The organism is Leucobacter sp. USHLN153, assembly GCF_037145615.1.
Taxonomy (GTDB): domain Bacteria; phylum Actinomycetota; class Actinomycetes; order Actinomycetales; family Microbacteriaceae; genus Leucobacter.
Map to the genome: position 1 here is coordinate 156,622 of NZ_JBBCXE010000003.1, position 20,297 is coordinate 176,918.

Sequence of the window (20,297 nt, forward strand, 5' to 3'; positions counted from 1 at the left end):
CCTCCTGTACAGCGTCAGTGCTGGGTGGGGTTGAGGGACAGGGAATTAGCGGAAGCGACGACGTCTCCGAACGGACCGTCGTACAAGTTCCAGGGCATGAGTTCGTACGGTGTTTCGCAGGGGAACCCCGGAGCCACGCGATACTCGCCGTTAGTGAGGTCGACGCAACTTGAGAGCAACGTTGACCACTGCTTGAGCTGCGGAGCGCTGGGGTCCGGGTGGGTGCACACCCCCTCCGGGAAGCCCAGGTGATCGGACATCGCGTGCCGCACGAGCGCATAGCTCTCCTCGGCATTGCATGCGCCCGACACCAGACCGAGTCCTTCTCTCACCCGCGGATACCGCAGCAGCGAGTCCGCGGATACCGGGCGATATCGACCCGCAAGTTGAGGCGGCACCGATGCTTGGAAGTGATTCGTGTGGGCGATGATGCCGTCGGAGTCCGGGTAGATCCAGTCGACGCCGTGAGGCGTGGTCTCGAGGTCGATCCCGTATCCGCTGCGGTGCGCGAGCAACGCATTGCTCGCGATGTGCGGACGCGTCTTCACCAGAACCTTCAGGGCGCCTGCTAGGTCACCATGATCGAGCACGAGGCGGCGAATGAGTGTCTGCGGGAGGCCGATCTCGGTGCCGAAACTTCCTCCAAGCCCGTTCGCATTGAGTGCGATGCCCGCGGAGTTCGCACCGTGCCTACCGATCTGTCCCGCTTCGAGCTGCATGATGACGGTCGGAAGCGGATCCTGCACGACGCGAAGCACGAGGGTGGTGCCCGCGGTGAGCGTGCGCCAATCCCAGTTCTGGCCGACGAGCGTGCGCCCGCTTCCGCTCGCCGCTCCGGTGAGGAAGAAGGAGGTGCACCCGTCGACCGCATCGCGCTCATCGAGAGTGCCGTCATTACTGACGGGCTCATTCCCACGCGGGCCGCCAGATTGATGGTTATAGACAAATTCCCCACGCACATTCAGCGTCAGGATCTCCAAGAATTTCACTCCCGCGCCCTCCGCGATGCCGCGCATCTCCTCCACGAGATGGGGGGCTGCCGCTTCGGAAACCGCGAGCCAGTGCTCTGCAGACGCGGTGATCTGCTCCCACGACATTCCAGTTTGCTGCGTAAGTGCTGCCGAGTAATATCCGATTGCGTCCGCGATGAGATCGCTGGCGCCTTCTCCATACTGGCGACCCCGTTCCCGCGGTGGCCCGCTCACTTCGAGCACACGAATTCGGCTCACCCCGCTCATTCCGACCTCTCTGTCCGTCGTTGCCCGATGTTCTCGTTTGCGTTTCACACATTCTGGGAGAATGATGATTGGAACATCCGTTACATAAATTGCATCTTTAGGACAGAACGATACAGCAATGGAACCGTTTGTAACAACTGATACCGAGAATCCGGCGCTCACGCGCCTCCGTGCGCGGATCGCCGAGCGCTGGGAAGGGCTCTCAAAATCGGAGCGCGCAGTCAGCGGGGCGCTGACCGCGATGTCGGCGGAGCGGTTGCTGTACGCGAGCGCGGCAGAGCTAGGCGTTCAGAGCAAGACATCCAACGCGTCGGTGGTGCGCACGCTGCAGACGCTCGGGTATGCCGGGCTTTCCGAACTCAAACAAGAAGTCGCGGCCCCCTTCAGTTCCAGCGTTTCCCCGGAGGCTCGGCTCAGGAGTCGGCTCGAGCACCTCGGTCAGGATCTCGGCCAGACGCAGCGAGAGGTCTGGGCGGAGGCGCAGGACCTTATTACCCTGGCGAGCCGTGCGAACTCGGATGAGCAGTACTCAGCAGCAGTGAACTTGATCGTGCACGCCGATACGGTGTTTTGCTACGGACTGGGAGCCTCGGGTAACACGGCCGATCATCTCGCACTGCGCTTGCGTCGCGTCGGCGTGAATACTCGGCGCCTCACGACTGATGGTTTCCGCCTTGCGGACGAGATCATGAATATGAGCGCGCGCGACCTCCTGGTGCTGTTCGCGCCGGGAAGGGTGACGCGAGACATGGAGGCGCTGATCGATCAAGCGCAGCTTGTGGGAGCAAGTTCCCTACTGATCACTGATGAACTACAGGATCAGCTCGGCGCTCGTGTTTCCTTGACACTCACCGCGCCTCACACTCCGACCGGGCTCACCTCGGAGGGCATTGCGGGAATCCTCATCAGCGACGTATTGGTACAGGCGGTGTCCGCGGTCGCCCCGGACACCGCCCTCCGCTCCTCCCAAACCCTCAATGACCTTCGGAGGCGCCTCGGTTACTGAGCTCCCCTACTCCACGATCTCGGCGTCGATCACGTCGTCACCGAGGTCGCCGTCCCAGCCGGTCGCCGAGGGCATCGATCCCTCGCTCTCGAGCACAAGCGAGTCCCCGTCTGCCGCGACGTCCACCCGCACCGCGGAGCCGTCGCGCACCTCGCCCGAGAGGATCGCACGGGCCAGCCGGTCGTCGATCTCCTTCTGCATGAGGCGACGCAGCGGGCGTGCGCCGTAGATGGGGTCGTAGCCGCGAGCGGCAAGCCAGGTCCGAGCGGCAGGCGTCACCGCGAGAGTGAGCCGGCGATCCGCCAGCCGCAGCTGCAGCCGGTCAATCGAGAGCTCCACGATCTGCGCCAGATCCGCCTCCGAGAGCGGCCTGAAGATCACCATCTCGTCGAGGCGGTTGATGAACTCCGGCTTGAACGAGCGCCGCACCGTCTCACGGACCGCACCCTCCTTCTCGACCCACGGCATATCGGGATCGATCAGGTACTGGCTCCCCAGGTTCGAGGTGAGGATCAGGATGACGTTGCGGAAGTCGACCGTGCGGCCCTGTCCGTCGGTCAAGCGGCCGTCGTCGAGCACCTGCAGCAGCACGTCGAAGACCTCGGGATGCGCCTTCTCGACCTCGTCGAGCAGCACCACCGAGTACGGGCGACGGCGGACGCTCTCGGTGAGCTGCCCGCCCTGCTCGTAGCCGACGTAACCCGGAGGGGCACCGACGAGCCGCGAGACCGAGTGCTTCTCGCCGTACTCGGACATGTCGATCCGCACGATGGCGTGCTCGTCGTCGAAGAGGAACTCCGCGAGCGCCTTCGCGAGCTCGGTCTTGCCGACGCCCGTGGGGCCGAGGAAGAGGAACGAGCCCGTTGGACGGTTGGGATCGGCGATGCCGGCCCGTGTACGGCGCACCGCGTCAGCGACCGCGCGCACCGCGTCGCCCTGCCCGATCAGACGCTTGCCGAGCTCGTGCTCGAGCGCCAGCAGCTTCTCGGTCTCGCCCTGCAGCAGGCGGCCGACCGGGATGCCCGTCCAGGCCGCGACCACGCCCGCGATGTCCTCGTCGGTCACCTGGTCATTGACCATGCGCTCCTCGCCGTCGACAGTGCCCTCGGCCTCAGCGACCTCGGCCTCCGTCAACTGCTTCTGAATCACCGGGATCTCTCCGTACAGCAGCTTCGACGCCTTCTCCAGCTTGCCCTCGCGCTGCGCCACCTCGGCGGCCATGCGGAGCTGGTCGAGCTTCTCGCGGAGCGCACCGACGCGGTTCAGGGAGTCGCGCTCTCGCGCCCAGCGCGCCTCGAGTCCGTCGAGCTCGGACTGCTTCTCGGCGAGATCCTCGCGGAGTTTCACGAGGCGCTCCTTCGAGGCGTCGTCCTTCTCCTTCTTGAGCGCGAGCTCCTCGAGCTTCAGTCGGTCGACCGCGCGGCGCAGTTCGTCGATCTCGACGGGCGCCGAGTCGATCTCCATGCGCAGGCGGCTCGCAGCCTCGTCGATCAGGTCGATGGCCTTATCCGGGAGCTGACGCGCGGTGATGTAACGGTCGGAAAGCGCTGCCGCCGCGATCAACGCGGAGTCAGCGATCGTCACCTTGTGGTGCGCCTCGTACCGCTCCTTCAGTCCGCGCAGGATCGCCACCGTGTCCGTCACCGACGGTTCACCGACGTACACCTGCTGGAACCGGCGCTCGAGCGCCGCGTCCTTCTCGATGTACTCCCGATACTCATCGAGCGTCGTCGCGCCGATGAGCCGCAGCTCGCCGCGCGCGAGCATCGGCTTCAGCATCTGCGACGCCGCGACCGACGACTCGCCGCCGCCCGCACCCATCAGGGTGTGCAGCTCGTCGATAAAGGTGATGAACTTGCCGTCGGACTCCTTGATCTCGGCGAGCACGGCCTTCATGCGCTCCTCGAACTCGCCGCGATACTTTGCGCCGGCGATAAGCGCGGAGATATCGAGTGAAATGAGCTCCTTGTCCTTGAGCGACTCCGCGACGTCGCCCGCGACGATGCGCTGGGCGAGGCCCTCGACGACCGCCGTCTTGCCGACGCCGGGCTCCCCGATGAGCACCGGGTTGTTCTTCGTGCGACGGGTGAGCACCTGGCTCACGCGTCGGATCTCCGAGTCGCGCCCGATGACCGGATCGAGCTTGCCGGATCGCGCGACCTCGGTGAGGTTCACGCCGAACTGCTCGAGCGCGCTCTGCTCTGCTTCGCCCTGTGCGGGCTGCCAGTTGGCCTGCATCTGGTTCCCTTCTCGTGCGGCCGAATGCGGTGACCCGATGGTCGCTCCGCAAACTTGAGTGATGATGACTCAAGTTTAACGCAGAGGTGGATTTTGCGCTAGGAGGGAAGGGGGTCAGAGGGACTGGCAGATCCGCCATCGCTCGGTGCGTCTTCGGCGCTAGGCCGATCCGCACCCGCATCGCGGGAGTCTCTCGCCGCGAGCCGAGCACTCCACTTCCCGGTGATGCGGCCGATCGGGATCATCAGGAGCCAGCTCAACCTCGCCCAGTCGGGGTCCGTGAGGAACGCGACGGGCACCGACCCGAGGAACACGCAGAGCTGGGCGATGATGTCGATGCGCGACGCTCGGACGGCCTCCCGCGACAGGTGCTCCTTCAGCAGCCCGCGCGCGCGGCCGATCTCGAGTGTCATCCACTGCGACGCGATGACGAGCGCCACGTTGACCGCGTAGAGAGCGGTGGGCAGCGGGTACTCGGAGATGTCGGGATCGCTCATGCCCTGCGTGGTGAACGGCAGCAGCACGATGAGCCCGGCGGTGACGAGGTTCGCCGTCACGATGGCGCCGTCGAGCCCGGTGAAGCGCGACAGGAGCACCATGTTGTGCCGCCAGAAGACCGCGATCACCACGAAGGTAATGAAAAAGCCCAGCAGTTGCGGGCCGAGCGCGCCGCCCAGCAGCTGGGAGAGATCGCGCCACTCGTCGGCCTGCGGCACATCGATGTTCGTGACCAGCAGAGTGATCGCGAAGCCGTAGATGGCATCGAGAAAGCCGATGCCGCGCCCGAACTCGGCACCCTCGCGCCCGAAGACCCTGTGACCGGTCACGCGCTCAGCATATCCCCGGCCGCTACGCTGGAGAAGAACCATTCGAACACCAGAGGAATCAGCCGCATGTCGAAGATCGCACTCGTCCGTCAGCCCAGCCCCCTGCTCGACGACGGGATCGTCGACCACATCGAGAAGGTGAGCGTCGACCTCGAGCGCGCTCGCGAGGAGTGGCAGGGCTATGTGTCCGCTCTGCAGGCGCACGGCTGGAAGACGATCGAGGTCGAGGCCGCTGACGATTGCCCCGACTCGGTGTTCATCGAGGACACGGTCGTGATGTTCCGCAACGTCGCGGTCATCACGCGGCCCGGCGCGGACAGCCGGAAGCCGGAGACCGCGGGTACGCGCAAGGCGCTCGAGGAGCTCGGGCTGCCGATCGCGGAGATCCGCGAGCCCGGCACGCTCGACGGCGGCGACGTGCTGAAGATCGGCGACACCGTGTACGTGGGGCGCGGCGGTCGCACGAACGCCGAGGGCGTCGCGCAGCTGCGGCGGATCCTCGCGCCGCTGGGCGCCAAGGTCGTCGGCGTACCCGTCACGAAGGTGCTGCACCTCAAGACCGCGGTGACGGCGCTGCCCGACGGCACGGTCATCGGTTACCCAGACTTCGTCGACAACTCCGACATCTTCGACCGCTTCCTCCCCGTGCCCGAGCCCCACGGCACTGCGGTCGTGTGCCTGAGCGAGTCGGAGCTCCTCATCTCGGCCTCCGCCCCGAAGACCGCGGCGATGCTGCGCGATCTGGGGTACGACGTCGCCGAGGTCGCGATCGCGGAGTACGAGAAGCTCGAGGGGTGCCCCACGTGCCTCTCGGTGCGCGTGCGCAACGCGTACTGAGCGCGCTGAGCGTCCCGTGGGTTCCGCGATTTACGGAATCCGCGGGACGCTTCGCAGCAGTCCTCTACTGAGGGCGCGGTCAGACACCTCTGGGAGACTCGCCGCATGTCACTCACCGCACTCGTCACCGGAGCATCCGCAGGCCTCGGCCAGGAGCTCGCACGCCAACTCGCCAGGCTGAGCGTCGACCTCGTGCTCGTCGCGCGCGACGCCGATCGGCTGCAGGAGTTCGCGGCCGAGGTCGAGCGCCGCTACGGGGTGCGGGCCGAGACGCTCCCCGCCGACCTCACCGACGCGGACGCGCTCGAGCGGGTCGCGGCACGTGTCGCGGATCCCGAGCGGCCCGTCGACATTCTCGTGAACAACGCCGGCTTCGGCGTGAACGCGGGCTTCGAGCAGAGCGAGCTGAGCGACGAGCGGCGCCTGCATGAGCTGCTGTCGTGGGCCCCGCTCAGGCTCTCGCACGCGGCCGTGCCGGGGATGCTGGCTCGCGGTTACGGATGGATCCTGAACGTCGCGAGCGTCGCGGCGCTCACCCCGACGGGAACCTACGGCGCCGCAAAGGCGGCGGTCGTCTCCCTCTCCCGCGCACTAAACGCCCGCTACCGCCGCCGAGGCGTGCACGTCACGGCGCTCTGCCCGGGGCTCCTCGACACCGAGTTCCATACGCGCATGGGCGAGGATCACCTGCCCGAGCTGCCGAAGCTCGCGTGGGCGAACACCGAGCGCGTCGCTCGCGAGGGCATCCGTGCGGTGCGGCGGGGCAAGAGCGTGATGCTCGCCGACTGGCGATACCGGCTCGCCGCGCCGCTCACCCGCGTGCTCCCGGACCGGCTGCTCGAGCGGATCTCGACCACCGCGGTGTGAGGGCGCGGTGTGCGCTGAGCGCGAAGTCTGTGCAAGTTCCTGCCGATCCGCCGCGCACCGCGCCTACAGTGGCCACATGGTCAACTATCGCTATCTCGGAAACAGTGGACTCAAGGTCTCGGAAATCACCTTCGGCAACTGGGTGACGCACGCGTCGCAGGTCGAGGACGACGCCGCCGTTCGCACGGTGCACGGCGCGCTCGACGCCGGCATCACCACGTTCGACACCGCTGACACCTACGCCAACACGGCCGCGGAGTCGGTGCTCGGGCGCGCGCTCGAGGGGCAGCGCCGCGAGAGCCTCGAGATCTTCACGAAGGTGTACTTCCCGACCGGCCCGATGGGACCGAACGACACCGGACTGAGCCGCAAGCACATCATGGAATCGATCAACGGTTCGCTGCGCCGCCTCGGCACGGACTACGTCGATCTCTACCAGGCGCACCGCTTCGACTACGAGACCCCGCTCGAGGAGACGTTCCAGGCGTTCGCCGACATCGTACGGCAGGGCAAGGCGCTCTACATCGGCGTCTCCGAGTGGACCGCCGAGCAGCTCCGCGAGGGCCACGCGCTCGCCCGCGAGCTCGGCGTGCAGCTGATCTCGAACCAGCCGCAGTACTCGATGCTGCACCGCGTGATCGAGGAGAAGGTCGTGCCCACGTCGGCCGAGCTCGGGATCTCGCAGATCGTCTGGTCGCCGATGGCTCAGGGCGTGCTCTCGGGCAAGTACCTCCCGGGGCAGCCCGTGCCCGAGGGATCGCGCGCGACCGATGACAAGAGCGGCGCCGAGTTCATCAAGAAGTACCTGCGCGACGACATCCTCGAGGCGGTGCAGCGTCTGAAGCCGATTGCGGATCAGGCGGGCCTCACCATGCCGCAGCTCGCAATCGCGTGGGTGCTGCAGAACGAGAACGTCGCCGCGGCGCTCGTCGGCGCCTCCCGCCCCGAGCAGCTCGCCGACACCGTGAAGGCCTCGGGCGTGAAGCTCGACGCCGACACGCTCGCGGCGATCGACGAGGCGCTAGGCGACACCCCGAACCGCGACGGCGACGACACCTACAGCGTCTCCCCGAAGACACGGATGATCTGATCCGCCCCACCCCAACCCCTGCGATCGGGGCAACTTTCGGTGCGTGTCGCGCCGCTTGGACCGAGCGACACGCGTCAGAAGTTACCCCGATCGCAGGGGTTTGGTGTGGGTGGCTACGCGCTGCGGCGGGTCGCGCTGCGGTGGATCAGCGCGGTCGCGACGGCGATTCCAGATCCGATCGCGGTGTCGAGGACGCGCTCGGCGGCGGTGCCGGTGAGGTTCGCGCTGCCAGACGCGGCCCCGGTGATGAGCAGCACGAGCGGCGTAATGAAGACGAGGGCGAGCGCGTAGTTGCGCACGACAACGAGTTCGATCATGAACTGCAGCAGGGTGAGGATCAGCGCGAGCAGCAGGGCGTGCGACCCGAGCGGCGCGATCGCGAGATACAGCGCTGCGCCGACGAGGGTGCCGGCGGTTCGGTGCACGCCGCGCGCGAACGAGTGGCGCCGCACGGCACTGAGCCCGATGACGGCGATGCCCGCTGAGACGGTCCAGTAGGCGCGGTGCGGATCGATCCAGAGCACGGTCACCAGCGTGCCGACGAGCGCGACGATGCACATTCGCAGCACCAACTGCCATTCCTCGGTGCCCAGCCAGGGTCCGGGCAGCAACTCGCGCACCGGCCGCACGAGCTTCGCTCGCTCTGAGGCGCGGAGCAGCGGCGCGAGCGCGAGAAGGTAGGAGAACAGCGCTCCGCCCGTCATCGCCCCGAGGAGCGTGAGCGGGGAATTCAGCCGCTCACCGCCGACGACGGCGGTAATGTTCGCGGCGAGCCCGTAGCTCAGCACGAAGAAGGTCGGGCCGGGAGGTCCGAGTCGGTACGCGAGCGAGAGCAGTGCGGCGACCGCGGAGACCGCGACGAGGCCGATCGACAACCACAGCGTCGACGGGGCGAGCGCGCTCCCCAGTGCCGTGCACGCGAGCAGCGCGGCCGCAACGAACGGGAGCACTTTGGCGCGCTCGGCCGCGGGTCGCCCGGCCGCGAACAGGGCGACGAACGCGCCGGCCGCGGTCTGCAACCCGATCCGCTCGTGCCCGAGCAGAGTGAGCACGATGAACGGCACTCCGATCGACAGCGACGCACGAACGGCGATCCAGAAGCGCGGGCCGGGGCCGGCCGGCAGCTCGAAGAGGCTCCGGACGACCGTGATCAACCCGTTCACTCGCCGGCGGAGGCCCCGCCGCGCGCTGCCAGGTATGCGGCGCCGATGATGCCCGCGTCGTTGCGCAGCCGCGCTGCGGTCACCGGCACCGTCACATCGGCAAACGGGAGGTAGCGATCCGCATCCTTGCTGATGCTGCCGCCGATCACGAAGCGGTCGGGGTTCATCACGCGCTCGAGGTAGGCGATGTAGCGCCCGGCCCGCGATGCCCACTCCTGAAGCGTGATGCCCTCGCGCTCAATCACCTTCGCCGCCGCGTGCTTCTCGATCGACGCGAAACCGTCGAGCTCGAGGTGGCCGAGTTCGAAGTTCGGCACGAGCACGCCGTTTGCCACGAGCGCCGAGCCGATGCCGGTGCCGAACGTGAGCACCATCGTCACCCCGGGCAGCCCGTGCACCTCGCCGAAGGCGACCTCGGCCACGCCCGCAGCGTCGGCGTCGTTGACCACCGTGCACGGCGCACCCACTGCGGCGGTGAGCAACGCGCGTGCGTCGGTGCCGATCCACGTGCGGTCGATGTTCGCCGCGGTGCGCATGACCCCGGCGCGCACGACACCAGGCAGCGTCACGCCGACGGGAAGGTTCACGACCTCAGAAGCGGTCGCCGTCCCGGCTTCGACGAGCTCGGTGCGGATCGCGGCCGCCATTGCCCCGACCTCGCGGGCAATGTCAGCGGGAGCACCACCCGCGGGGGTGAGCACCTTGTGCCGCGAGGTGATCCGCTCGCCCGTCGCGATGTCGATCGCGCCGCCCTTGATGCCGGTGCCGCCGACGTCGATTCCGATGGCGGTGAGCTGCAATCCCATAGCGGCGAGTGTACTGGCAGGCGGCACGGGGATGCCAATGGACGCGGCGTGAGGAGGCACGTGAGGCGTCCGGTCTTGTATGCCCGTGGCGGCTGGTCCGATGCCCTAGAGCGCCCGCAGCACGACCGCGCTGCCCTGGCCCCCGCCGCCGCAGATGCCGACGGCGCCGAGCGATCCCTCGCCCGCCTCGGCCAGCTGCCGTACGAGTGTGCCGACGATGCGCGCCCCCGAGGCGCCGATCGGGTGACCGAGCGCGATCGCGCCCCCGTGCACGTTGACGATCGCGGGATCGAGCCCGAGCTCCTTCGCGGATTGCACGCCGACCGCGGCAAACGCCTCGTTGATCTCGACGACGGAGAGGTCCGCCGCGGTGGCTGCCGGCTCGCTCGCGCTGCCGGTCTTCGCGAGCGCGGCGGTGATGGCTCGCGCGGGCTGCGAGTGCAGGTGCGTGTCGGGGCCCGCGACGAACGCGGTCGCCTCGACGCGAGCGATCGGCGCCAGCCCGAGCCGCTCGGCGGCGGCCTCGCTCACGATGACGAGGGCGGCCGCTCCGTCGGTGATCTGCGAGGCGTTGCCCGCGGTGATGGTGCCGTCCTTGGCGAACGCGGGGCGGAGGCCGGCGAGGGTCTCCACGGTCGTGTCGGCACGCACGCCGTCATCGGCCGCCACCACGGTGTCGCCGCGGCGCGACGAGACCGTGAACGGCTCGATCTCCCCCGCGAAGAAGTCGGCCGAGGCGGCGGCGCGCTGATGCGAGGCCGCGGCGAACGCGTCTTGCTCCTCGCGCGTGAGCCGCAGCGGAGCGTTACCCGTCTCGGTGAGCGCGCCCATCGCGACCTGGTCGAACGCGTCGGAGAGCCCGTCGCGATCCACGGTGTCGACGAGCGCGGCGTCACCGTACTTCGTGCCCGCGCGGAGCGGGAGCACGTGGGGCGCGAGCGACATCGACTCCTGGCCGGCCGCGACGACGACCTCGGCCTCGCCCGCGTTGATCAGGCGCACGGCCTGCGACACGGCCTCGGTGCCGGAGAGGCAGACGGCGTTCAGGGTGATCGCGGGAACGTTCATCGGAATGCCCGCGCCTACGGCGGTCTGCCGCGCCGGGTTCTGGCCCGCGCCGGCCTGCAGCACCTGGCCGACGACCACCGCATCGACCTGCTCGGGCGCGACGCCCGCTCGGCCGAGCGCCGCCCGCACCGCGTGGGCGCCGAGCACCGTCGCCGGCTGCGCGGCGAGCTGGCCGGTGAAGCGGGCGAAGGGCGTGCGGGCGTACCCGGCGATCAGAGCGGTCATCGGTGTACTCCTCGTGTTGCGGCGTCATCGTGCAATGGCGTTCGTCCATCTTCGCGCACGCGCGAGTGCACGGCAGCGGCGACCTCGCACACCGCTCCCGTCGCCCACTGTGCACGCCGGATCACGAGGTTCCGCAGTTCGGCACCGCAGCCGCTACACCAGGCCCGTGAGCGTCGCAAGGCACTCACCTCGCGAGCCCGCGCGCCTCACCCTGGACTCGGGAGGAAACATGAAAGCGATGACGTACCGCGGCCCGTATAAAGTGCGGGTCGAAGAGAAGCCGGACCCCCGCATCGAGCACCCGAACGACGCCATCGTGCGCGTCACACGTGCTGCGATCTGCGGATCGGACTTGCACCTGTATCACGGCATGATCCCGGACACCCGTATCGGCCACACCTTCGGCCACGAGATCGTCGGGGTCGTCGAAGATGTCGGCTCCTCAGTGCAGCATCTGAAGCGCGGCGACCGCGTCATGGTGCCGTTCAACATCTCGTGCGGCACCTGCTACTTCTGCTCGCGCGGGTTGCTCTCGAACTGTCACAACGTGAACCCGAACGCGACGGCCATCGGCGGCATCTACGGCTATTCGCACTCGGCCGGGGGCTACGACGGCGGCCAGGCGGAGCTCGTCCGCGTGCCGTTCGCTGACGTGGGCCCGGCGGTGATGCCCGACTGGCTCGATGAGGACGACGCGCTCATGCTCACTGACGCCTTCTCGACGGGTTACTTCGGAGCGCAACTCGGCGAGATCGCCGAGGGTGAGACCGTGCTGGTGCTGGGAGCGGGGCCCATCGGTCTCGCGGCGGCTCGCTCCGCGTGGTTCATGGGAGCGGGGCGCGTCATCGTTGTCGACCACCTCGACTACCGCCTCGAGAAGGCCCGCACGTTCGCGTTCGCGGAAACCGTGTCGATCAGCGAGCACCGCGACATTGTCGTCGAAATGAAGCGCCTCACCGACGGCTTGGGCGCGGACGTCGTCATCGACGCCGTCGGCGCGGAAGCGGACGGCAGCACCCTGCAGCACATCACGGGTGCCAAGCTCAAGCTCCAGGGCGGCTCACCGGTCGCGCTCAACTGGGCGATCGACTCGGCGCGGAAGGGAGGGCGAGTCGCCGTGCTCGGCGCGTACGGCCCGCTACCCTCGGCGATCCGCTACGGCGATGCGCTCAATAAGGGCCTCACCATCCGCGGAAACCAGGCACCGGTGAAGCGGCAGTGGCCGCGCCTCCTCGAGCACATCCGCAACGGGCATGTGCGCCCGAGCGAGCTGCTCACCCACCGCGTCCCGCTCGAGCACATCGCCGAGGGGTACCACGTCTTCTCCTCGAAGCTCGACGACTGCATCAAACCCGCCATCATCCCCGGAGGTGCATGACCCATGCCGTACCGCCCCGAGCCACACGAACAGACCGTCGACAAGGTCGCGCTCGCCGCACGCATCCCGGGGTGGGGTGCGGATCGCGATCCCGCGAATCGCCCCTCGTGGCCGATGGAGGACGAGCACTACGTCGCGACCGGCCCGCACTGGGAGCTCCCGGAGCGCCAAAGCGGCGGCGAGGGTCGCGAACGCTCGATCGAGCACACCATGCTGCCGCGCGTGTTCGGGAGCGCGCAGCCGCTGCACGGGGTGTCCGGCGCGATCCGTCGCCTCGCTTACGCACGCTTCGGAGAGGGCAAGAACGTGCGCTGGCTGCTGCTCGTCGCTGGCGACCGTGTCGAGGCCGCGGGAGCGCACCTTCGCTCGCTCGCCACCCGCCGCCCGGACAATCCGATCACGCAAACCGGCGTCCTCAGTGAGGCGAATCACGGGCCCCTGCGGTCGAGAATCGGACGCGGTCGCGTCGATCTGCGGCACACGTGGATCGATCCCGTGCTGGTCGCCCTCCCCTGGCTCGCCACGGGCGCGCTAGTGCTGCGCGTGCTCGGAGGGAAGCGCCGTGGGTGAAACGGATCTTGCTCCGCCGCCCGACGGCGTCGTTCTCGTCGCCGAAGGCGTGGTCATGATCACCCGCGCAAACGTCAATTGCTACCTGGTGCGCACCGGCGAGGGGATCGTGCTGGTTGACGCGGGGCTCCCCGGCATGCGAGGGCAGCTTCGTCAGGCCTTCGCGATGCTCGAGGCGACACCAGCGGATCTGCTCGCTGTGGAGCTGACGCACGGCCATTTCGATCACGTCGGTCTCTGCAGAAGTCTGCAGGATCTGGGAGTGCCGATCATCGTCCACCCCGCCGATGCACCGTTGGTGCGTCACCCGTACCGATATGCGCATGAATCCCCCAGGCTCAAGTACCCCTTTCGGTACCCGGCCGCTCTCCCGGGGTTGCTGCGCATGACCGGGGCAGGAGCGCTGAACGTGCGCGGCACCACCTCGCACTCGCGAACGGTGGGGAACGGAGCAACGGGAGAGGAGACCGGACTGCGGCCGATTCTCACCCCCGGTCACACCTTCGGTCACTGTGCGCTGACGTACGGAGATGGGCGCGCGCTCTTCACCGGTGACGCGCTCGTCACCTACGACCCCTACACCGGGAAGACGGGGCCGCGAACGGTCGCGCGTGCGGCGACGGCCGACGCGCGCCTCGGGCTCGACTCGGTACGGCGGATAGCCGGAACCGGCGCCGAGCTCCTCCTCCCAGGGCACGGTGCCCCGTTCCGCGGGACCGCCGAGCGCGCCGCGGAGTTAGCGCTCGCCGCCGGCATCGACTGATCCGGGCGAGGCGACCGCCACCGCCCGCGGGAGCAGTGGGATCGAGGTAACTACGAGTGCGTGTCGCGGCGCGCGAGAGCGCGACACGCGTCGCAACTTACCCCGATCGCAGGGGTTCGCGGCGGGCGGCGGTCAGGCGGTGAGGGCGCCCTCGGCGAGGCGGCGGACGACGCCGGTGAGGTGGTTCACGCCGGCGACCAGGTCCGACTCCTCGGTGAACTCGTCGAGGTTGTGCGAGATTCCCGCGACGCTGGGCACGAAGAGCATGACCGTGGGGACGGTGTCCTTCATGTTCGTCGAGTCGTGCCCAGCGACCGTCATGACCCGGTCGCTCGGGAGGCTGAGCTCCTCAGCGACCTCGCGCGCGAGTTCCACGCCCGCCTCGGGGTACGGATTCCGGTCCCAGCTGTGCTCGGCCGTGACCTCGATCCTCACGCGATCCTCGCGCTCGACCCGTTCGATCGTGCGCTGCAGCGATGCGTGGGCGTCGCGGATCACCTCGGCGCTCGGCGAGCGCAGGTCGATGAGCAGCTCGACCTCGCTCGCGACCACGACGGGCGAGTTCGGGTAGACGTTCAGCTCGCCGCACGCCGTGTGGAGTTGCCCCGGCTCGAACTCGTCGACCAGCTCGCGGGCCGCGACAACGAGGCGGGCGGCGCCGAGCAGGGCGTCGCGGCGATCCTCCATGAGCGTCGATCCGCTGTGCGCCTGCGCACCCGTGACCCGGAACTCGAACTTGTGCGCCGCCCAGGTCGCGTCAACGAGGCCGATCGTGACGCCGTCCTCCTCCATGCTCCGCCCCTGCTGCACGTGGATCTCGGCGTACGACGCCACCTCGCGGCCGGTTTCTCCCCCGAACACATCGCCCTCGCCGCGCTCACGCAGAGCGTCGAGCGCATCGGCGACGGTGATCCCTCGCGGGTCCGTCGTGGCGAGAGCAGCCTCGAGCTCGAGCTTGCCCGTGAACACCGAGCTGCCCATCATCGAGGGCTTGAAACGCGAGCCCTCTTCGTTGAACCAGTTGACGACCGCGAGGTTGTACGTCGCGTCGCCCGAAGCCCGCAGCTCCTCCGCGACGCGGAAGCAGGCGTGGGCCGACGCCATCACACCGTACGCCCCGTCGAAGCGCCCGGCGGTCGGCTGCGAGTCCATGTGCGAGCCCGTGAGCACATACGGGGCGCCCGGCACGAGCTCGAGGAGGCCGAACTGGTTACCCGCCGCGTCGCGCTCCACGGTGAAGCCGCGCTGTTCAAGCAGCTTGGCGAACCACGCCCGCTGCTCACCGTCGGCAGCGCTCGCGGCTTGCCGGTCGACGCCGTTCGTTCCCGGCACGGCGCCGAAGCGCGAGTGCACGGCCCAGTCGGCGAGGAATGCGTCATCGAGGTGCGTCATGGGTGCGTCCTTTGCGTGCGAGTGCGGTCGGGTGCGGTGTTGTTCGGAATGGGGGTCAGGATCGTGAGTCGTAGCTCAGCTCGCCGCCGAGCACTGTCGCGACGACATCGAGGTCGGCCACGCGTGGAGCGGTCAGCGGCGACGCCGAAAAGACAGCGAAGTCCGCGAGCTTGCCCCGCTCGAGCGTGCCCTTATCGGCCAGCTGCCCGGTCGCGCGGGCGGCCCACTCCGTGTGCGTCCGCAGCGCCTCCTCGGGCGTGATGGCCTCCTCGGGCGCAAGTACCGTTCCGGCCTCGGTGCGCCGGTCGATCGCCGCCTGCATGCCGCGACGCAGGTCGTTGTCTGCGACCGGGAGGTCTGAGGAGCCCGCCAGAATGATGCCCGCATCGATGACGGAGCGGCCGCGATACAGCCACGCCTCGCGCTCCTCGCCGACACGCTCGGCCATCTGCGCGCCGAACGCGCTGATGAACCCGGCCTGCGGCGTCACCGCGACGCCGAGACCGCCGGCGCGCTCCACCTGGTCCGGGCGCGCAATGCCGAAGTGCTCGACGCGGCAGGGCACGTCACGACGGCCGTAGCGATCCTGCGCCTCCTCGATGAGGTCGAGTGCGAGGTCGATCGCTGCGTCGCCGATCGCGTGCAGCGCCAGCGGCCAGCCCGCCCGATACGCCCCGAGCGCGCGCTCGCGGTACACCGCGGGCTCGTCGAGCAGGTATCCCGTGTTGTGGTCGTGGCCGCAGTAGTCCTCGGTCACGGCGGCTGTCGCGCCGAGCAGCGAGCCGTCGAGGAACACCTTCACGTGGCCGAAGCGCACGAGGTCGTCCCCGAAGCCGGCGCGAACGCCCAGGTCGAGGCCCGCACCCTCTCCTTCGCCCGCGAAGTCCGCCGCGTGGCCCGAGAGCGGGCGCAGCGCGTCGATCGCGGGCATGAGCTGGGCGCGCGCGTGAAGCCTCCCCCGCTCCGCTGCCGCCTGATATGCGGTGACCTCAATGGGGCTGTGGCCGATCCACCCCCCGCCGACGCCAGCCTCAGAGAAGCTCGTGATGCCCTGAGCCGCGTACCGGCTCGTTGCTGCTTCCAGCGCCTCGACGAGCCGCTCGGTCGAGTACGGCAGCAGCAGCCCCTGCACGAGGCCCTGCGCTGCTTCTTCGACGAGGCCGGTCGGCGCGCCCTCCGCGTCGCGCACCACCACGCCGCCCGTCGGGTTCTCGAAGCCCGGCTCGAGCGCGCCGACGAGGCGGAGCGTCGCCGTATTCGTGATCGAGGCGTGGCCCGAGGTGTGGCGCAGATACATGGGGCGATCACCGGTGATATCGTCAAGCCGCGCGATGTCGGGGAATGCTCCGCCGTGGTGCGCCTGGTTGAAGCCGGTGCCGTGCACCCACGCATCGGAATCGCCGAGCGCATCGAGCCGCGCGACCTCGGCCTCGATCTCCGCGTAGAGCGCATCAAGACCGCGCAGCACGCTGAGATCGATGGACGCGAGACCCAGCCCCCACCATGCCGTGTGGCAGTGGGCGTCGATGAGGCCGGGCGTCACGCAGGCGTCGCCGAAGTCGAGCGTGCGCGCCGCGTCGAGGCCCGCGATCTCCTCGTCGAAGCCGACGATGCGGCCGTTGATCACGCCGACGGAGGTCGCGGTCGGACGCGCGGGATCCATCGTGAGGACCTCGCGGGCAGTGAGGATCAGGTCAAGTTGCATGGTGATTCCCTTCACGCCGCGATTTCGTCTGCCGCCGGGGGCATGACGCTGTCATCAATCACCAGGTGGAGGAGCGCCGGGGCGTCGGCCGCAAGCGCGCGATCGAGCGCGGCCGCAAAGTCCTCGGTGCGCTCCACGCGCTCGCCGTGGCCGCCGAGCGCCGTCATCCACGCGGCGAAGTCCGGGTTCGCCATGCGCGTGCCCGAGGGCCGCCCCGGGTAATGCTTCTCCTGGTGCTGCACGATCGTGCCGTAGATCCCGTTATCCACGACGATCGTGAGCGGCTTCCCGCCGTGCGCGACCGCGGTCGCGAGCTCCTGGCCGTTCATCATGAAGTCGCCGTCGCCACAGACCGCGACCACGCGCCGGTCGGGGAACGCGAGCGACGCCGCGACGGAAGCGGGAACGGCGAGCCCCATCGCGCCGTTTCGCGCGCCCACGAGGCTCGCGGGAGTCACGTGCCGCACGAAGCGGTGCGCCCAGATCGTCGCGTTGCCCGCGCCGAACGTGAGCACGGCCTGGCCCTCGAGTCGGTCGTCCAGTTGCCCGAAGGCGATGCCGAGGTCGACGCCCGGGTGCTCGGTGCCCTCGGGGATCCCGGACACGCCCGCGACGCCCGGCACGGACGCGTCGGAGCGGTGCGCTGCCACCCGCTGCTGCACCTCGGAGCGGGCACGCATCCATGCGTCGTCGCGTCCGCCCCGCGCCTCGGCGGGCGCGATCGTGGCGAGGGTCGCGACGAAGTCCTCGGGCACCGCGAACAGGTGCTGATCGATGCGGCCGGCGTGCATCGTGGCTTCGGGGTCGACGGAGACGAGCACGGTCTCGGCATCGAAGCCGAGGCGGTAGCCGTCGCTCATGACGTCGGATCGGCCGCAGCCGACGAATACGAGGAGGTCTGCCTCGGCGTACCCCGCCGCCACCGCATCGGCGCGACCGTAGCCGAGCCACCCGGCCCAGGCGCCGCCCTCGTGGGGCACGGCGTCGTATGCACGCCAGTCAGCGAACACCGGAATGCCCGCGGACTCCGCGAAGGCGAGGAGCTCGCGGCCCGCGCCGCTCTGCCAGCCGTCTCCGCCGACGACGAATGCCGGGCGTTCGGCCCGGGCGAGACGCTCCGTGAGCTGCGCGGTCTCGCTCGCGGCGAGCTGAGGGCGCGGCACTGCGACCGGCTGGGCGGGCGCGGCGTCGGTGAGGCGCACGAGCACGTCTTCGGGGAGGCCGACCACGACGGGGCCGGGGCGGCCGGAGGCCGCGATCCGCATCGCCTCAGCGACGAGCTCGCCCGCACGATGCTCATCGTCGATCGTCATGACCTTCTTCGCGGTCGAGCCGAACCAGCCCGTGAGGCTGAACTCCTGGAATGAGTCGCGCTCGCGGTCGGCCACCGGGATCAGGCCAACGAACAGCACGAGCGCCGTTGCGTCCTGCCACGCGGTGTGCAGCGCGATCATCGCGTTCGCTGCACCCGGCCCGCGCGTCACCATCGCGACGCCCGGGCGACCGGTGAGCCGGCCCTCGGCGAGCGCCATGAAGCCCGCGCCACCCTCCTGGCGGCACACCACGGTCTCGATCGACGAGTCGTAGAGGCCGTCGAGGACATCGAGGTAACTCTCGCCCGGGACCGCGTAAACGCGCGGCACGCCGTGCGCTTCGAGGGTGCGGACAATGAGGTGGCCTGCCGACTGTGGCATGGGCGGTCCTTCCGGGACGAGGTTGAGAATGAAACGCGAAGGGCGGGCCGGCGCTGCGGGAGCGCGCGACCCGCCCCTCTCGCGGTTAGTGCTTGAAGCCCGGGAGCTTCACGCTGAGACGCGGCGCGACGGCGCCGGCGAATGCCGAGAAGAGGCTCAGGAAGATGAGCATCGCGGCGGCGGGCCACCAGTGGTTCGCGGCGGCCGCCACGAAGCCGGTCGCGAGCAGCGGGATGAAGCCGGAGAGCATGCCCGCGACGTTCTGCGCGAGGCCCACGCCGGTGTACCGGGTCTTCGCGGGGAACAGGCCCGTGAGCACCGTGCCCGAGGCCGCGTAGGGCAGCGACAGCGCGGCGACCGCGAGCGTCATCGCGAGAACGACGAGCACCGGGTTACCCGAGGAGAGGAGCAGGAAGCAGGGAACCGCGAGCACCGCAGACGCGACGCCGCCCCAGAGGATGACCTTGCTCGCGCCGTACTTCGCGCCCAGCGAACCGCCCCAGAGCAGGACGAAGATCTCGACGAACGCGGCGACCATGCTGCCGAGGAGCATTAGCGAGGAGGAGTAGCCGAGCACGTTCACGCCGTAGTACACGCAGAACGCGGTGACGAGGTAGAAGCCGCCGACGCCGAGGAGGGCCGCCGCCATGCCGACGATGATCTGCTTCCAGCTGTGCTTGAAGGTGCTCGCGATCGGGGTCTTATCGACCTCGCCCGACTCCTCGAGCTGGCGGAATACCGGCGACTCCTCGAGCTTCGAACGGATGTAGACCGCGATGATGAGCAGCGGGAACGCGATGAGGAACGGGATGCGCCAGCCCCAGGAGCTGAAGCTGTTCTGCGAGATGAGGAGCGTCATCACGAAGAAGCCGCCCGACGAGAGGATCGTGCCGATCGGTGAGCCGATCTGCGGGATCGCCGCGTACTTCGCGCGGAGGTGCAGCGGCGCGTTCTCGACGACGAGCGTCATCGCGCCCGACCACTCGCCGCCCACGAAGAGGCCCTGCAGCACGCGCAGCAGCACGAGCAGGATCGGCGCGGCGATGCCAATCGCGGCGTAGGTCGGCAGTGCGCCGATGAGGCCTGTGACGACGCCGATGCCGACGATGGTGATCATGAGGACCTTGCGGCGGCCGATGCGGTCGCCCATGCGGCCGAAAATCATGCCGCCGATCGGGCGGGCAGCGAGGCCGACGCCGAACGTGGCGAACGACGCGAGTGCGGCCGCGGTCGCATTGTCGCTCGTGAAGTACTGAACGTTGAACACCAGCGCTGCTGCGGCGCTGAAGAGGAAGAAGTCGTACCACTCGAGAGCGGTTCCGATCAGCGCACCGAGCGCGACCTTATTCGCGTCCTTCACGCTCAGTTCTTGCGTGGCGCCGTATTCGATGCTCGCCGTGGGGGGTGTGTGGCTCATGCGTTCTCTCCGT

At 69.0% G+C, this 20,297-nt stretch carries 17 protein-coding genes; 7 read left to right on the plus strand and 10 right to left on the minus strand.

Annotation, left to right across the window (positions count from 1 at the left end; genetic code table 11):
- Positions 1 to 14: 14 nt before the first annotated feature.
- Positions 15 to 1,238: a C45 family peptidase gene (locus WFH00_RS06535; RefSeq protein ID WP_336659900.1), complete on the minus strand. Its 1,224-nt coding sequence runs from the start codon at positions 1,236 to 1,238 to the stop codon at positions 15 to 17.
- Between the two features lie 118 nt (positions 1,239 to 1,356).
- Here WFH00_RS06535 and WFH00_RS06540 point away from each other — a divergent pair, with 118 nt between their 5' ends.
- Positions 1,357 to 2,244: a MurR/RpiR family transcriptional regulator gene (locus WFH00_RS06540; RefSeq protein WP_336659901.1), complete on the plus strand. Its 888-nt coding sequence runs from the start codon at positions 1,357 to 1,359 to the stop codon at positions 2,242 to 2,244.
- A 6-nt stretch (positions 2,245 to 2,250) separates the two neighbouring features.
- On the opposite strand, the gene WFH00_RS06545 is transcribed toward WFH00_RS06540, so the two are convergent.
- Together WFH00_RS06545 and WFH00_RS06550 are read right to left on the minus strand one after the other, a co-directional pair.
- Positions 2,251 to 4,482 (minus strand): ATP-dependent Clp protease ATP-binding subunit, encoded by a 2,232-nt coding sequence (locus WFH00_RS06545; RefSeq protein WP_336659902.1) that lies wholly within the window; start codon positions 4,480 to 4,482, stop codon positions 2,251 to 2,253.
- 98 nt (positions 4,483 to 4,580) lie between these two features.
- A complete protein-coding gene (locus WFH00_RS06550; RefSeq protein WP_336659903.1) occupies positions 4,581 to 5,309 on the minus strand; it encodes a TMEM175 family protein in 729 nt (242 codons plus the stop codon).
- Between the two features lie 66 nt (positions 5,310 to 5,375).
- On the opposite strand from WFH00_RS06550, the gene ddaH reads away from it, so the two are divergent.
- From ddaH to WFH00_RS06565, 3 genes are all read left to right on the plus strand, one after another.
- Positions 5,376 to 6,146: a dimethylargininase gene (ddaH, locus tag WFH00_RS06555; protein WP_336659904.1), complete on the plus strand. Its 771-nt coding sequence runs from the start codon at positions 5,376 to 5,378 to the stop codon at positions 6,144 to 6,146.
- 105 nt (positions 6,147 to 6,251) lie between these two features.
- The gene (locus tag WFH00_RS06560) at positions 6,252 to 7,013 is read left to right on the plus strand and encodes an SDR family NAD(P)-dependent oxidoreductase (RefSeq protein WP_336659905.1); all 762 of its coding nucleotides are present in this window, start codon (positions 6,252 to 6,254) and stop codon (positions 7,011 to 7,013) included.
- Between the two features lie 76 nt (positions 7,014 to 7,089).
- Positions 7,090 to 8,103, plus strand: a complete 1,014-nt coding sequence (locus WFH00_RS06565) for an aldo/keto reductase family protein (RefSeq protein ID WP_336659906.1) — start codon at positions 7,090 to 7,092, stop codon at positions 8,101 to 8,103.
- 113 nt (positions 8,104 to 8,216) lie between these two features.
- Here WFH00_RS06565 and WFH00_RS06570 read toward each other — a convergent pair whose 3' ends face one another.
- From WFH00_RS06570 to WFH00_RS06580, 3 genes are all read right to left on the minus strand, one after another.
- Positions 8,217 to 9,266 (minus strand): FUSC family protein, encoded by a 1,050-nt coding sequence (locus WFH00_RS06570; RefSeq protein WP_442918805.1) that lies wholly within the window; start codon positions 9,264 to 9,266, stop codon positions 8,217 to 8,219.
- Complete coding sequence (ppgK, locus tag WFH00_RS06575) at positions 9,263 to 10,072, minus strand: polyphosphate--glucose phosphotransferase (RefSeq protein WP_336659908.1); 810 nt, start codon at positions 10,070 to 10,072, stop codon at positions 9,263 to 9,265. Before ppgK ends, WFH00_RS06570 begins: the two co-directional genes overlap by 4 nt.
- A gap of 105 nt (positions 10,073 to 10,177) precedes the next feature.
- Positions 10,178 to 11,365: an acetyl-CoA C-acyltransferase gene (locus tag WFH00_RS06580; protein WP_336659909.1), complete on the minus strand. Its 1,188-nt coding sequence runs from the start codon at positions 11,363 to 11,365 to the stop codon at positions 10,178 to 10,180.
- 229 nt (positions 11,366 to 11,594) lie between these two features.
- Between WFH00_RS06580 and WFH00_RS06585 the strand changes: the two genes are divergently transcribed.
- From WFH00_RS06585 to WFH00_RS06595, 3 genes are read left to right on the plus strand one after another with little or no spacing between them, the layout of a single operon-like run.
- The gene (locus WFH00_RS06585; RefSeq protein WP_336659911.1) at positions 11,595 to 12,743 is read left to right on the plus strand and encodes a zinc-dependent alcohol dehydrogenase; all 1,149 of its coding nucleotides are present in this window, start codon (positions 11,595 to 11,597) and stop codon (positions 12,741 to 12,743) included.
- 3 nt (positions 12,744 to 12,746) lie between these two features.
- On the plus strand, positions 12,747 to 13,313 hold the full coding sequence (locus tag WFH00_RS06590) for a hypothetical protein (protein WP_336659912.1): 567 nt from the start codon (positions 12,747 to 12,749) through the stop codon (positions 13,311 to 13,313).
- On the plus strand, positions 13,306 to 14,076 hold the full coding sequence (locus WFH00_RS06595) for an MBL fold metallo-hydrolase (protein ID WP_336659913.1): 771 nt from the start codon (positions 13,306 to 13,308) through the stop codon (positions 14,074 to 14,076). The genes WFH00_RS06590 and WFH00_RS06595 overlap by 8 nt, the downstream gene beginning before the upstream one ends.
- A 132-nt stretch (positions 14,077 to 14,208) precedes the next feature.
- On the opposite strand, the gene WFH00_RS06600 is transcribed toward WFH00_RS06595, so the two are convergent.
- The 4 genes from WFH00_RS06600 to WFH00_RS06615 all read right to left on the minus strand — a co-directional run bounded on the left by WFH00_RS06600 (position 14,209) and on the right by WFH00_RS06615 (position 20,284).
- The gene (locus WFH00_RS06600; protein WP_336659914.1) at positions 14,209 to 15,468 is read right to left on the minus strand and encodes a M20 family metallo-hydrolase; all 1,260 of its coding nucleotides are present in this window, start codon (positions 15,466 to 15,468) and stop codon (positions 14,209 to 14,211) included.
- A 55-nt stretch (positions 15,469 to 15,523) separates the two neighbouring features.
- Positions 15,524 to 17,173, minus strand: a complete 1,650-nt coding sequence (locus WFH00_RS06605; protein ID WP_336659915.1) for an amidohydrolase — start codon at positions 17,171 to 17,173, stop codon at positions 15,524 to 15,526.
- Between the two features lie 11 nt (positions 17,174 to 17,184).
- On the minus strand, positions 17,185 to 18,867 hold the full coding sequence (locus WFH00_RS06610; RefSeq protein ID WP_336659917.1) for a thiamine pyrophosphate-dependent enzyme: 1,683 nt from the start codon (positions 18,865 to 18,867) through the stop codon (positions 17,185 to 17,187).
- A gap of 85 nt (positions 18,868 to 18,952) precedes the next feature.
- Positions 18,953 to 20,284 (minus strand): MFS transporter, encoded by a 1,332-nt coding sequence (locus WFH00_RS06615; RefSeq protein ID WP_336659919.1) that lies wholly within the window; start codon positions 20,282 to 20,284, stop codon positions 18,953 to 18,955.
- Between the last annotated feature and the right edge of the window lie 13 nt (positions 20,285 to 20,297).